The sequence below is a fragment of the Paenibacillus sp. VCA1 genome (assembly GCF_031583795.1).
Classification (GTDB): Bacteria; Bacillota; Bacilli; order Paenibacillales; family Paenibacillaceae; genus Paenibacillus_AQ; species Paenibacillus_AQ albilobatus.
Map to the genome: position 1 here is coordinate 26,914 of NZ_JAVLSX010000003.1, position 12,948 is coordinate 39,861.

The window sequence follows — 12,948 nt, forward strand, 5'->3', positions numbered from 1 at the left end:
TGCAATTATTCCGCCTTCAGCTCCAGCAAAGCGTCGCGAAGTTCGGCGGCACGCTCGAACTGAAGGTTTTTGGCTGCTTCCTTCATCTCCGCCTCCAGACGCTGAATGACGGATTGACGTTCCTTCTTCGACATTTTGCCGGCCGCGTCCGTCAAATACTCCGCCTTCGACTCGGCGACCTTCGTCGCTTCGATGACGTCGCGCACTTTCTTCCGGATCGTCTGCGGCGTGATGCCGTGTTTTTCATTATACGCAATCTGCAGCCCGCGGCGGCGGGCCGTTTCCTTGATCGCTTTGTCCATCGACTCGGTAATCTGGTCCCCGTACATAAGGACGAAACCTTCCGAGTTCCGCGCCGCGCGGCCGATCGTCTGGATCAGGGACCGCTCGGAACGCAGGAAGCCTTCCTTGTCCGCATCGAGTATCGCCACAAGCGAAACCTCCGGCAAGTCCAAACCTTCCCGCAGCAGGTTGATGCCGATCAAGACATGGAACACGCCCAGGCGGAGATCCCGCAAAATCGCCATCCGCTCTAGCGTTTTGATATCCGAGTGCAAATAACGGACCTTGATGCCGATCTCTTTGAGGTAATCCGTCAAATCCTCGGCCATCTTCTTCGTAAGCGTCGTCACCAGCACGCGTTCGTCACGATCGATCCGCTCCCGGATTTCTCCGATCAGATCGTCGATTTGCCCTTCGGTCGGACGCACCTCGATAACCGGATCCAGCAGACCCGTCGGACGGATGATCTGCTCGACCATTGTATTGCAATGCTCCATTTCGTAAGGTCCCGGCGTGGCCGATACGTAAATGATCTGGTTCACTTTGTCCTCGAACTCCTCGAATTGAAGCGGACGGTTATCGAGGGCCGAAGGCAGCCGGAATCCGTGATCGACCAGCACCGTCTTCCGCGCCCGGTCCCCATTGTACATGGCCCGGATCTGCGGGATGGTGACGTGGGACTCGTCGACCACGATCAAAAAGTCGTCCGGGAAATAATCCAGCAGCGTATAAGGCGTTGCGCCGCGTTCGCGGAAAGTCAGCGGACCGGAATAGTTCTCGATCCCGGAGCAGAAACCGATCTCCTTCATCATCTCGATATCGTAACGCGTACGCTGCTCGAGCCGCTGAGCCTCCAGCAGCTTGCCCTCGGAACGGAAATATTCTAGCCGTTCTTCCAGCTCGCGCTCGATGTTTTTCAGCGCGACCCGCATCGTCTCCTCTTTCGTAACGAAGTGGGAGGCCGGAAAGATGGCGACATGCTCACGCTCTCCGATCAATTCACCCGTAAGGACGTCGATTTCCGTAATCCGCTCGATTTCGTCCCCGAAAAACTCGACCCGGATGGCGTGTTCGCCTTGCGACGCCGGGAAAATCTCAAGCACGTCACCGCGAACGCGGAACGTCCCCCGGACGAAGTTGATGTCGTTCCGCTGGTATTGAATATCGACAAGCCGGGACAGGATCTGGTTCCGCGGTTTCTCCATGCCGATGCGCAGCGACAGCAGGAGGCTGGAATATTCGGAAGGCGAACCGAGGCCGTATATGCAGGACACGCTGGCCACGATGATGACGTCGCGGCGTTCGAACAGCGAGCTCGTCGCAGAGTGCCGCAGTTTGTCGATTTCCTCGTTGATGCTCGAATCTTTTTCGATATAGGTATCGGATGATGGGATATAAGCTTCCGGCTGGTAATAGTCATAGTAGCTGACGAAATAGTCCACCGAATTGTTCGGGAAAAATTCCTTGAATTCGCTCGCCAGCTGGGCGGCCAGCGTTTTGTTATGGGCGATGACCAGCGTCGGGCGGTTTACCTTGGCGATCGTCTGCGCAATGGTAAACGTTTTGCCGGTCCCCGTCGCGCCAAGCAAAGTCTGATGTTTTTTCCCCTGCTCAAGCCCTTCTACCAGCTCCGCGATCGCCTTGGGCTGGTCGCCCTGCGGCTTGTAGTCCGATATCAGCTCAAACGGTTTCGTACTAACGACAATATCGCTCATTGCCCAACATCACCCTCATCATCTAAAATAGATATTCTAAACTATATGTCGAGATTTCCCGATAATATGAATAGGAAATCCTTGCTTAAATAGGAATGCTTGTTCCCGTCTATTATACTCTGAACGATTGCGCTATGCAAACCCTAACTCATGGATAGGAGTGGTAACGATAACATGGAAATTACAACGATCATTGGCATTCTGGCAGGCCTTGCCGCACTGGTGGGAGGCTTCTTATGGGAAGGGGGCCAAATTAATGGACTTATGCAGGGAGCGGCGGCGCTCATCGTATTCGGCGGCACCATCGCTGCCGTCGTTATCAGCTTCCCGTTGGCAAAGCTTAAAACGATTCCCAAAGCGCTGCGTTTTGCTTTCACCCGCCAGACGGACAATACCGAGCAGCTGATCGAGGACTTGGTCAACATGGCCACGTCGTCCCGGAGGAGCGGAGTTCTTTCCCTCGAAGGGCTGGTGGAGAACCATCCGAACCCCTTCCTTCGCGAAGGCATACAAATGGTCGTCGACGGAACGGAAGGAGCGCTGCTGCGGCAGATCATGGAATTCGAAATCGATGCCGTCGAGCACAAGCACGAAAGTTATGCCAAAATCTTCGAATCCGCCGGCGGGTACGCCCCGACGATGGGGATCATCGGCACGGTCATGGGTCTCATCCACGTGCTCGGAAGCTTGACCGAGCCAACGGAGCTCGGGCCTTCCATCGCGGTGGCTTTTACGGCCACGTTATACGGCGTCGCCATCGCCAATATTATCTTTTTACCCATTGCGTCAAAAATTAAGTCGCGAAGCGCCGATGAAATTCAAACGATGGAGCTGCTGATCGAAGGCATTTTGGCCGTGCAGAACGGCGAGCACCCGAACCTTGTACGCAAAAAACTGCTGTCCTTCACGCCCGAAGAACGTAATGCCGCTTCCGCGCCCGCGATGAAGGAGGGATTCCATGAGACAGCGGAGTAACCGGCGAAAACGGGATAAAGGCGGAGAAAACGGCCAGGACCGATGGCTGATTACCTACGCCGACCTGATCACGCTCCTGCTGATCTTCTTCGTGATGATGTTTGCGATGAGCCGGCTGGACACCGAAAAATACAAGGAAATTACGCAATCGCTCCAGCATACGTTCCGTAGCGGCGATTCGCTTCTGAGCCAAGGCTCGGGCATTACGGGCACCGCGGACAAATATACGCACAGAAATCCGGACACCGCACAGAAATCCGATCAGCAAAAAAAGGGGGCCGACCAGCTCTCGGACCGCGAGCTTGCCTTCCGCAAACAGGAGCAGGAGCTGCAAAACCTGATGAAGGTCATTTCCAAATACGTGAAGGACAACAAGCTCGAAGACCAAATTTTCGTCGCCGACCAGCCGAAGGGAATCTCGATTACGCTGAGCGACAAGCTGTTGTTCGACGTCGGCAAGGCCGATCTCAAGAAGGGGGCCATGCCCGTCATGGACAAGCTCGCCAGCTTGTTCAAGGAGCTGCACACCGTCATCAGCATCGAAGGACATACGGATAACCTGCCGATCGTTTATGCATCGCAATATAAAGACAATTGGGAGCTATCCGGCGCACGGGCGCTGTCCGTCCTTCGTTATTTCCTTGATGCAAAGCATTTGGACGCCAACAACTTTCAGTATGCGGGTTATGGAGATACCCGGCCGGCAGCCGACAACCGCACGGAGGCGGGCCGCCAGAAAAACCGGCGCGTGGAAATCATCGTGCTGCGGCAGTTAAAGGAATAGAAAAGGCGAGGAACTTCTTGTTCCTCGCCTTTTTAAGCTGCATGCCCCGCTCATCACATCTGAGCCGAATCCCCTTCATGCGGCTTGCCGAGCTGCACCTCGTTCGTTTTGTTTCTGGCCTGGACCTTCATGGCCAGGAGCTGAAAAATGCTGACCGGCTTCATGACCAGAACGACTCCGGCATCCGGGTCCGGCGCCAGGATGACGCCAAGCTGATGATGATCACCGGCATAAATCGCGCGCTGCAGAAACTTGCTTTCCCCCTGCAAATTGCGCACTTCGAGCTTGCAGAAGGCCGGATTTTTCCGGAGGGCGGCATGCATCTGTTCCTTCGACCGGATGCCGATGCCGTTGATTTTCACGACGGTTTCCCCGGCTTTGATACCCAGCTCATGGGCAGGACTGCCCGGAATGACGCCGAGCACCTTCAGCCCTTGCTGCGGGTGGACAAACATCGGGCTGTTCTGCTGTTCTTCCAGGCGGCTGTACCATAACAGCCCTTCATGAGCAAGGATGCTGACGACCGCGGCAACGATCGCCAGCGGCTTCCACCATGCGGCAAGCAGGCTGAGCCCCAGCAAAACGATGCTGTACGCAAGCAGCCGCTTGAACGTTTTTCCCGCCTTCACCTGCGGCAGCATGCTTTGGGTCATTTCGCTAAAGCCGATGACCACCGGCAGTGCCGCCATGCTGAACCCCGCGCTCCAGCCGTCTCCGCCAAGCAGCGGCGTCCACGGGAGCACCGCTCCGCCGGTGTGAGCCGGAATCAGCAAAAACAGCGGGATCGGCCAAAACGCCTGCATTTGATACGCCCCGACCAGCTTGCCGCGTTTGCTTTCCATAAACAGCGGGTTCGCAAAACCCGCGCCCTGCAGCTTCACGAGCAAAGCCTCGGCCAGGTGCAAAACGGCGACCAATGCCAGCAGCGCAGGGATGTCAAGCCCCCTAACCGTATCAACGGCCGTACCCGCAAGCCCCGCCGGACTGAATTCCGGGAAAAAGCCAAGGACGAATTGGATGACGCCCAAAACGCCGATCGAATAAGCAAAACATAAATACCTTACGCGGAAAAGCAGCAAAATGATCGCAACGATCCAAATGCAAACGACGGCTTCCTGCGAAAGCGAAATGCCGAGGAAAGCGATGACGAGCGACACCGAAATGCCTGCCAGCAATCCCCCGATAAAAGTACGCCATGTCTGAAGCCCCCAGCTGTGAAGCCTCACATGGAAAAGCTTGCGTTCCAGCAGCACCTGCCTGCGGTACATCAGCATCATAAACAGGATCGAAATATAGTAAAACGGCTGCAGCAGCAGCTGCACAAGTGCATCCGTAAAGTTCCATAACAATTCCAAAGCGACTTCCAAATGACGTCACTCTCCTTTCTGGATGATCCGAAACCTTCGATTTCAGCGGACATCGATAGCAAAGAAAAAAAGAAGGCTCAAGGAGCCTTCTTTAATGTTTCGACGCAACTGCCGTAATTTCCTTCTGAACCTCGGCAATCGCTGACTTCAGCTGATTATCGTATTTCGGGTCGCGGATTTTTTTGATCAATTCCGTCTCGAGCGCTTCGGCGGTTTTGGCGTCGACGGCGCCGGTTACCCCGAGCTTCTGCGCTTTCTGGAACGATTTGACCGCGGAAGCGGTTTTCTCGTCAAAATATCCGTCCTTGCGCCCCGGCTTGTAACCGAGGCCGTCAAGCATGACTTGCGCGTTCTTCACGTCGTCGCTGTTCATATTGAACTTCAACGTCGCATTTTTGTTGATCGGCGCCACCGAGAAATAGTCCGGCTGCGCTACCGCAATGTCGGGCTTGAGCCCTTTTTGATGGATCCAGCTTCCGTTTGGCGTCAGCCACTTGGCGATCGTGATTTTCAGCAGGCTGCCGTCGTCAAATTGCTTGTTAAAGCTTGTTTGCACCGTTCCTTTGCCGAAGGAGTTTTCGCCCATCAGCTTCGCTCCTGCCGACTGCTGGAGCGCTCCTGCCAAAATTTCGGACGCGCTGGCGCTTCCTTTGTTCATCAGCAGCGTCACCGGATACGGTTTGCCGCTTCCCTTCGAGAGGGTTTGATCCCGTTTTTTGTTTTTGTCTTCGACTTGAACGATCACTTTGCCTTTCGGCACAAACTGCTCTGCGATGTCGATGACGACGGATAATACGCCGCCCGGATCGTTGCGGACGTCGATGACCAGGCCTTTCATGCCTTCTTTTTCAAGCGTGGAGAGTTCCTGCTTGAAGCGTTCGCCCGTATTCAGCGAAAATTGGGTGATTTCGATGACACCGATCTTGCCCGGCTCCATGTGGGCCTTCACCGTCTCGACGTCGACGTCATCGCGGATAATCGTATATTCGATCGGCGCGGCCGAGCCGCTGCGTTTGATCGTCAGTTTGGCTTCGCTGCCTTTCGGGCCGCGGATTTTGGCTACCGCATCGTTCAGCTCCAGGCCGTGAAGCGATTCGCCGTTGACGGTCAGAATAATGTCTTTCGCACGGATGCCCGCTTTCTCCGCAGGCGAACCTTTGATCGGGGACACCACGACGACGTTGCCGTTTTCGGAAGAAACCTCGGCGCCGATGCCGCTGAACGAACCTTCGATCGTCTCCTCGAATTCTTCGGCCGTCTTTTTGCCCATATAAGAAGAATACGGGTCGTCAAGGGATTGCGTCATCCCGTTGATCGCGCCGTCGAGCAGTTTGGTGCGGTCCACGTCCTGATAATAATTCGACTGGATGAGGTCCAGGGCCGTGCCCAATTTTTTCACTTCATCCGGCTTCAGGCCGCTGGCTGCGCTTGCGAGCACGCCTTGCCCCAGCGCGGCCTGGTTGGCTAAGCTGGAACCCGTCAAAGCGAACGTGAGCCCGCTCCCGCATACCATCGCCAGAAGGACCAGTAATACGACCGTACGTTTTTTCATGTGTGATCACCGCCTTTTATTTTCCGGCCAAGCCTTGTAGGGACCAGTTCTAACCATTGTAGTATATGTCCGGCTTGTACGGAATATTTATGTTCTTACAAATAAGGCATCGGATTCACAGGCGTACCGTTCTCGCGGACCTCGAAATGCAGATGCGGACCCGTTACCCGTCCCGTCGATCCGGATTCGGCAATCACCTGGCCGCGGCTAACGTGTTCGCCGACCTTCACCTTGATGCCGCCGCTTCGGATGTGGCCGTAAAGCGTCCACATCCCGCCTCCATGATCGATAATAACACAGTATCCGTATCCGCTCCACCACTCCGCAAGCGTCACGGTTCCTTCATCGGCTGCGTGGATCGGCGTTCCTTCCGGAACCGCCAAATCGACGCCCGTATGCATTTTGCCGACTTCATGCGTCACCGGATGCACTCGTCGGCCGAATCCCGAGGATACCCGTGCTCCGCTTACCGGCATGTACAGCGGCCCGCCATTGCCGGAGAATCCTCCGGAGCTTGCGACGGATGTGCTGACCTTTTTCTTGGCCGCCGCGGCTCTTTTCGCCGCCGCTGCTTTCGCGGCTGCCGCGCGTTTGGCGGCTTCTTCGGCCTTCAGCTTGTTTTTCTCCTTCTGCAGCGTCGAACGTTTGCTGACCAGGCTTACGAGCAATGCGTCCTGTTCATCGCTGATCCCGTCGGATTCCTCGATCTGTTGATCGTATTTCGCGATCAGAATTTGCTTCTGCTTTTCGTTTTCGTCCAGGATGGCTTTTTGGTTCTCCATCTCGGCGTAAAGATCCTTAGCTTTCGCATACTGCCCTTCGAGCTCTTTTTTCTTTTCCAGCACGAGCGCCTTATCCTTCTTATGCTGCTCCAGCAAATCCTTGTCCTGGTCCACGAAGTTCTTGAGCGTGTCCGCCCGTTCCAGGAAATCGGAGAAGCTTGTCGAGGACAGAAGCACTTCCAGATAAGAAACGCTGCCGTCCGTGTACATCAGCCTGACGCGGGATTCCAGCATTTTTTCCCGGGACTGGATCCGGTCCTCCGCCGCGTCCAGCTGGGTTGCCGTCTCGCGCAGCCTGTCCTGGGTTTCGTCGATTTGGACCGAAATTTTGGTCATCTTGTTGCTGACCTGATCGATTTGGTTCAGCACGTATTGCAAATTTTGCGTCGTTTTATTTTTGTAATGCTGCGCTTCCTGCTTTTGCGACTCGGCCTTTTCCTTCTGGGCTTTGGCCGCCTGCGCCTGCTGTTGAAGCACTCTCATCTCATGTTCGATTTGGTCGACGGTTCTCTTCTTGGCGTAGCCCTCGGAGGGCTGGACAACGGCCGCCGCCAGCAAGACAACGGCAAGTACTGAAGCTATCTTTTTCAACTTGCGCTCCCCATCCTTTTTAAAATAATCTTCCGTATGGAGTCGCCCTAGGCTTGGGCTGTTTTCCCGCGTGAGTCGTCTAAACCTTCAAAAATTTGCGCATAGAAAGGGTTGTGCCCCACATGCCGATCAGGACGCCGAGGACGACCAACAGGCCTCCCCATTGCCAGAGCGCGCTTACGGGAAGCAGCGACATCTGCAGCGTGAAGTCGGAACCGATGGATGCGGCCAGACGGTCGTAACCGACAAACAGGATCGCAACGGTAATGATCGAACCGATCAAGCCGATCAGCGTCCCTTCAACGAAAAACGGCCAGCGGATAAACGTGTTCGTCGCGCCTACCAGCTTCATGATCCCGATTTCCCTGCGCCGCGCAAGGATGGTGACCCGGATCGTATTGGAAATGAGGAACATGGACATGACGGCAAGCCCGGCTACGAAAACAAATCCGATGTTGCGCACCATGCGCGTCACTTTGAACAGCGTTTCGATCGTGCCTTTGCCGTATTTCACCTTCATGATCGGCTGCTGGTCGGCATGGCTCGTATTCAGGGCTTCGATTTTTTTGGCGACGAACGGAACGGTCGTCGGCTCGTATACTTCGATCTTGAACGCGTCCGGAAGCGGATTGTTGTCCTTGTCGAAACCTTCGAGCAGTTCTTTGCCTTCATCGCCCATGCTGTTGCGGAAGTCATCAAGCCCCTGCTCTTTGGAAATGAAGTCGATCTTGCTGACCTCCGGCATGGCGGCAATTTCCTTCTGCACCGTTTCGCGCAGCTTCTGGTCCACGTTCAAATTCAGGTATGCCCGGATCTGGACCTGCTTGTCCGCTTTGTCAGCGAGGGCGTTTACATTAAGTACAAGCAGAATAAATACGCCCAAAATGAATAGAGATACGATAATGGATATAATCGATGCGACGGACATCCAGCCGTTGCGGAATATGTTTTTCGCCCCTTCCCGCAAATGCCGCAAGAAGGTGTTAAAAGTCATATCCGTATTCTCCTCTCAGCTGGTCGCGCACGATGTTGCCATGTTCGATCGCGATGACGCGCTTGCGCATCGTGTTCACGATATCCTTGTTATGGGTGGCCATGACGATGGTCGTTCCGCGGAAATTGATTTCGTCGAGCAGCTGCATGATGCCCCAGGACGTTTCGGGGTCGAGGTTGCCTGTAGGCTCGTCCGCAATGATAACCGAGGGATTGTTGACGATGGCGCGGGCAATGGCGATGCGCTGCTGCTCCCCGCCGGAGAGCTGGGCCGGTTGGCGGTTCGCTTTGGCCTTCAGGCCGACAAGGTCCAGCACTTCCATGACGCGTTTTTTCATTTGTCTTCTCGGGGCTTCGATGACTTCCATGGCAAACGCCACGTTTTCGTAAGCGGTAAGCTTCGGCAATAGGCGGAAATCCTGAAAAATAACGCCGATATTGCGTCTGACGTAAGGAATTTTGCGCTGCTTCAGCTTTCCTATATTAAACCCGTTTACGGAGATTTGCCCTTTGGTAGGGACCTCTTCGCGGTAAATAAGCTTCATGAATGTCGATTTTCCTGCGCCGGACGGGCCGACGACATAAACGAATTCATTGCGGTCAATCTTGACGGACACCCCTTGAAGCGCATGGGTTCCGTTCGGGTACGTCTTCCACACATCCTGCATTTCGATCACTTCATTATCACTTCCTAATTCCATAATCAGCCATTATAATTTCGACACATTCCAGCTAATTCCTTTAAAAATCTTTCGGAATCATCACGATGTTTTTTATTGTAACAAATTTGTTACCTTTTGAGTACCCGATATTTTTCCATTTTCTTTACATATATTTGAAAGACGGCATCAACTGCGTTTAATAAGAAGCGAAAAAGGTGGGAGCCATGAAAAAAATCCATTTGACGCTGATCGTCATCGCCGCGATCATGCTGGTCGGTTCCGTCGCTGCGGGAGGCATCCATATTTATATCGGCCAAAACACGATTCCTCAACAGGTCCGGATCGGCGGTTGGGACGTCGGCGGGATGAAAAAGGACGAGGTGCTCAAGGAGCTGGACACCCGAATCAAAGAGCTCGAGGAACAGCCCTTTACGCTAACAATAGCGGCTAAAAACGCGAGGGACGTCAACATGACCCTGAAAGAGGCGGGCGTCACATTCGAGGCGGATGCCTTCAAAAAAGCGGTTGCTTCCCTCTATGAAGGCAACTGGATGGACCGGCTCAAGGCGCGCAGGCAGTTTGGACAGGATTGGGCGCTGTCTCCGCACTGGAATCGGGGGGTGCTCAAAGAGCGATTTCATCCCGGATGGGAGGAAAAGCAATTCGGCAGCCCCGTCAACGCCTCGCGCCGCATTGCCAAAAACGACAAAGTGGTGTATACGCCGGAAGTATCGGTTTCCCGGATTGATTGGGATACCTTTACCCAAACGCTGACATCCCTCATCCCCAAAAGCTTCCCGGACCCGGATGACACGGGCGTGCCGCTTAAGATAAAGCTTCCTTTATATAGCTTGAAACCGAAAGTGACCATAGACAGCCTGAAGGGGGAAGGCATCGAAAGGAAAATCATCGAGTTCAGCACCGGACTCGGCTCCAGCGCCGAGGGACGGGTATACAATGTCGGTTCCGCCGCCAAGGCGATCGACGGGATGGTCCTGAAACCGGGGGAAATATTCGATTATGCCCAGGTGATCGCAAAAGCCGAGGCAAAATACGGTTTCCGCGAAGCCCCGGTCATTTTGAACGGAAAGCTGGTGCCGGGGATCGGCGGCGGTATCTGCCAGGTGTCCAGTACCGTATATAACGCGGCGCTGCGGACCGGACTCGAGATCGTCGAACGCCGCAACCACTCCTTGCCGGTCAGCTATCTCCCCAAGGGCCTTGACGCCACGTTCGCCGAAGGCTCCATCAATTTCCGTTTCAAAAATACGACCGGCAAGTCGCTGCTGATCCGCGCTTTCGTGGAAGGCAACAATTTAACCGTCAAATTTTTCGGCACGTTCCCGCAAAACACCGAATACGATCTGGAATCGCGAACCATCGAAACGCTCCCCGTTACGGAAAAATACGTCCAGAACAAAGACATTCCGGTCGGCGCCCAGGAAGTGCTCCAAGAAGGCAAGCCGGGGTATGTCGTGGAAACCTATCAGATCAAAAAAGTAAACGGCGAGATCGTTGACCGGAAGCGCGTCTCCCGGGACACCTACCGTCCGCAAAACCGGTTGATAGCCGTAAATTCCAAAGGCGCGGGCACGGACGGCGATTCTTCGGGCTCAAAGGAGCAGATCGTCGAGGACGGAATCAGCGGGCCGAATTTCTAGGCTGCACAGGAATCGGCTACGAAAAACGACAGGCGGCCTTTTGCTTGAAAGCGAAAAGGCCGCCTGTATTCGTTCCATATATAATACGCGGAATAAGTCCGGTCGAGCTATACGATCGTCATAGCGAATGTTCCCTAGCTTACGAGTTTTGCAGGCTGCCCGGCATCGCCAAGCAATTCGTGGTACTTTTGAATGGACAGTTCCAGCTCTTTGGAATACGCGCTCAGCGTTTCGGTCGCGTTTGAAATCTGCTCCATGATGGAGTGGTGCTCTTCTACGGCTTGCGTTACGCTGTTCATTTCCGACATCGTTTTGACCGCGATTTCTTCCGTTTTTTCCATGCTTACGACCAACTGCTCCGCCCCTGCCGCGATTTCTTCCACGGCCGAGGATACCTCCTGGATTTGCCCGGCGACCTCGCCGATCGAAAGCTTGATGAATTCGAAGGATTCTCCGGCTTGGTTGACGACTTTCAGCCCGTCGCCTACCTGCTCGGCTACAAGTTTGGTAGACGCCACCGCCTGAGTCGTTTCTTTCAGGATGACCGAAACGACCTGCGTGACCTGCTTGGCCGAATTGGACGATTGCTCCGCAAGATTCCGGATTTCGCTGGCAATGACGGAAAACCCTCTGCCCTCGTCCCCGAACCGCGCCGCTTCAATGGCCGCGTTCAAGGATAGCAGATGCGTTTGCTCGGCGATCTCCCGGATCATCGCCACGAACGATACGACCTCGCGGGAACTTTCATCAAGCCGGTTCATCATTTCGACCAGGGTATGGACCGTCGTGTTCGCTTCGTCCATCTGTTTCATGGCAGCCACAATCGCTTCCTGGCCTTCGGCGGACTTTTCGGACGATTCGCCCGCCGCCGCAGCGACTTCGTCGGCGCTCCCGGCGATATGCCGAATGGCGTTTACCACGTCTCCCACCGTATTGGAACTCGTCCGGATCATTTCGGTCTGTTGGCTTGCATCCCCGGATACGCCAAGCGTCGCTTCCTTGATCATGTCTGAAACATAAAAGCCCATCTCTGCGCTTGCTTTGACTTCATCGATGGTGCCGGCCATCCGTGAGATACGGGTATTGAACTCATCGGACAGTTCCTTGTATTGAAGCCCAAACTTATGTAAATGGTCTCCCGTACTTCCTGCGTGATGCTCTGCCGAATTTGCGCCGCCGCTTGCGAACAGGCCCTGCGACTGCCCGGCCCCTGCAGAACGCAGCAGCCATGCCGTAATGAAATAGCCGGCCAGCGCCCCGAGCACCAGGCTCGCGATCAACCCCGCCCATACGGGGAGTCCGCATAACAGGCAAATCAGGTTGATGACGACGACAGCCCCCGCAAAACATCCGGCGCCTTTCAGGCCGATCATTCTATACTGCTTTTGCAAGTCGGAATTTTCGACTTTCATGGTGCATCTCCCCCACCTATCCGGTTGCACCCGATGTCCGCGGGACATCGGGTGCGTAATCTATTTCAGGATTTTGCAAAATTCGATTCCGGCCGCTCTCGGGTACAATATATAGACGAACTAAACCGTTTTGCTCTATATATTGCTGATTGAAAGTCGCTCCTTGGATTTT

10 protein-coding genes are annotated in these 12,948 nt (G+C 54.6%); 3 read left to right on the forward strand and 7 right to left on the reverse strand.

Annotated elements, in window-relative coordinates; translation table 11 throughout:
- Positions 1-5: 5 nt before the first annotated feature.
- The gene (gene uvrB / locus RJP21_RS06880) at positions 6-1,997 is read right to left on the reverse strand and encodes an excinuclease ABC subunit UvrB (protein ID WP_310858645.1); all 1,992 of its coding nucleotides are present in this window, start codon (positions 1,995-1,997) and stop codon (positions 6-8) included.
- A 174-nt stretch (positions 1,998-2,171) separates the two neighbouring features.
- On the opposite strand from uvrB, the gene RJP21_RS06885 reads away from it, so the two are divergent.
- Together RJP21_RS06885 and RJP21_RS06890 are read left to right on the forward strand one after the other, a co-directional pair.
- Positions 2,172-2,972, forward strand: coding sequence for a flagellar motor protein (locus tag RJP21_RS06885; RefSeq protein WP_160044133.1), 801 nt, complete (start codon positions 2,172-2,174; stop codon positions 2,970-2,972).
- Complete coding sequence (locus tag RJP21_RS06890) at positions 2,956-3,756, forward strand: flagellar motor protein MotB (protein ID WP_310858646.1); 801 nt, start codon at positions 2,956-2,958, stop codon at positions 3,754-3,756. The genes RJP21_RS06885 and RJP21_RS06890 overlap by 17 nt, the downstream gene beginning before the upstream one ends.
- Positions 3,757-3,809: 53 nt before the next feature.
- Here the strand turns inward: RJP21_RS06890 and RJP21_RS06895 are convergent, their stop codons facing one another.
- The 5 genes from RJP21_RS06895 to ftsE all read right to left on the reverse strand — a co-directional run bounded on the left by RJP21_RS06895 (position 3,810) and on the right by ftsE (position 9,718).
- Entirely contained in the window at positions 3,810-5,123 is a 1,314-nt protein-coding gene (locus RJP21_RS06895) for a PDZ domain-containing protein (RefSeq protein ID WP_310858647.1), read from the reverse strand.
- A 91-nt stretch (positions 5,124-5,214) separates the two neighbouring features.
- On the reverse strand, positions 5,215-6,675 hold the full coding sequence (locus RJP21_RS06900) for a S41 family peptidase (RefSeq protein ID WP_310858648.1): 1,461 nt from the start codon (positions 6,673-6,675) through the stop codon (positions 5,215-5,217).
- 95 nt (positions 6,676-6,770) lie between these two features.
- Positions 6,771-8,048 (reverse strand): murein hydrolase activator EnvC family protein, encoded by a 1,278-nt coding sequence (locus tag RJP21_RS06905; protein ID WP_310858649.1) that lies wholly within the window; start codon positions 8,046-8,048, stop codon positions 6,771-6,773.
- 79 nt (positions 8,049-8,127) lie between these two features.
- Positions 8,128-9,042 (reverse strand): permease-like cell division protein FtsX, encoded by a 915-nt coding sequence (ftsX, locus tag RJP21_RS06910; RefSeq protein ID WP_310858650.1) that lies wholly within the window; start codon positions 9,040-9,042, stop codon positions 8,128-8,130.
- The gene (gene ftsE / locus RJP21_RS06915; RefSeq protein ID WP_160044128.1) at positions 9,032-9,718 is read right to left on the reverse strand and encodes a cell division ATP-binding protein FtsE; all 687 of its coding nucleotides are present in this window, start codon (positions 9,716-9,718) and stop codon (positions 9,032-9,034) included. Before ftsE ends, ftsX begins: the two co-directional genes overlap by 11 nt.
- A 209-nt stretch (positions 9,719-9,927) precedes the next feature.
- Between ftsE and RJP21_RS06920 the strand changes: the two genes are divergently transcribed.
- Positions 9,928-11,364, forward strand: coding sequence for a VanW family protein (locus RJP21_RS06920; protein ID WP_310858651.1), 1,437 nt, complete (start codon positions 9,928-9,930; stop codon positions 11,362-11,364).
- Positions 11,365-11,498: 134 nt separating this feature from the next.
- On the opposite strand, the gene RJP21_RS06925 is transcribed toward RJP21_RS06920, so the two are convergent.
- On the reverse strand, positions 11,499-12,776 hold the full coding sequence (locus tag RJP21_RS06925; RefSeq protein ID WP_310858652.1) for a methyl-accepting chemotaxis protein: 1,278 nt from the start codon (positions 12,774-12,776) through the stop codon (positions 11,499-11,501).
- Positions 12,777-12,948 lie beyond the last annotated feature (172 nt).

Coding starts and splice junctions, on each gene's coding strand:
- uvrB (WP_310858645.1), bottom strand. CDS start 1,997: ATGAGCGATATTGTCGTTAGTACGAAACCGTTTGAGCTGATATCGGAC.
- RJP21_RS06885 (WP_160044133.1), top strand. CDS start 2,172: ATGGAAATTACAACGATCATTGGCATTCTGGCAGGCCTTGCCGCACTG.
- RJP21_RS06890 (WP_310858646.1), top strand. CDS start 2,956: ATGAGACAGCGGAGTAACCGGCGAAAACGGGATAAAGGCGGAGAAAAC.
- RJP21_RS06900 (WP_310858648.1), bottom strand. CDS start 6,675: ATGAAAAAACGTACGGTCGTATTACTGGTCCTTCTGGCGATGGTATGC.
- ftsX (WP_310858650.1), bottom strand. CDS start 9,042: ATGACTTTTAACACCTTCTTGCGGCATTTGCGGGAAGGGGCGAAAAAC.
- RJP21_RS06920 (WP_310858651.1), top strand. CDS start 9,928: ATGAAAAAAATCCATTTGACGCTGATCGTCATCGCCGCGATCATGCTG.
- RJP21_RS06925 (WP_310858652.1), bottom strand. CDS start 12,776: ATGAAAGTCGAAAATTCCGACTTGCAAAAGCAGTATAGAATGATCGGC.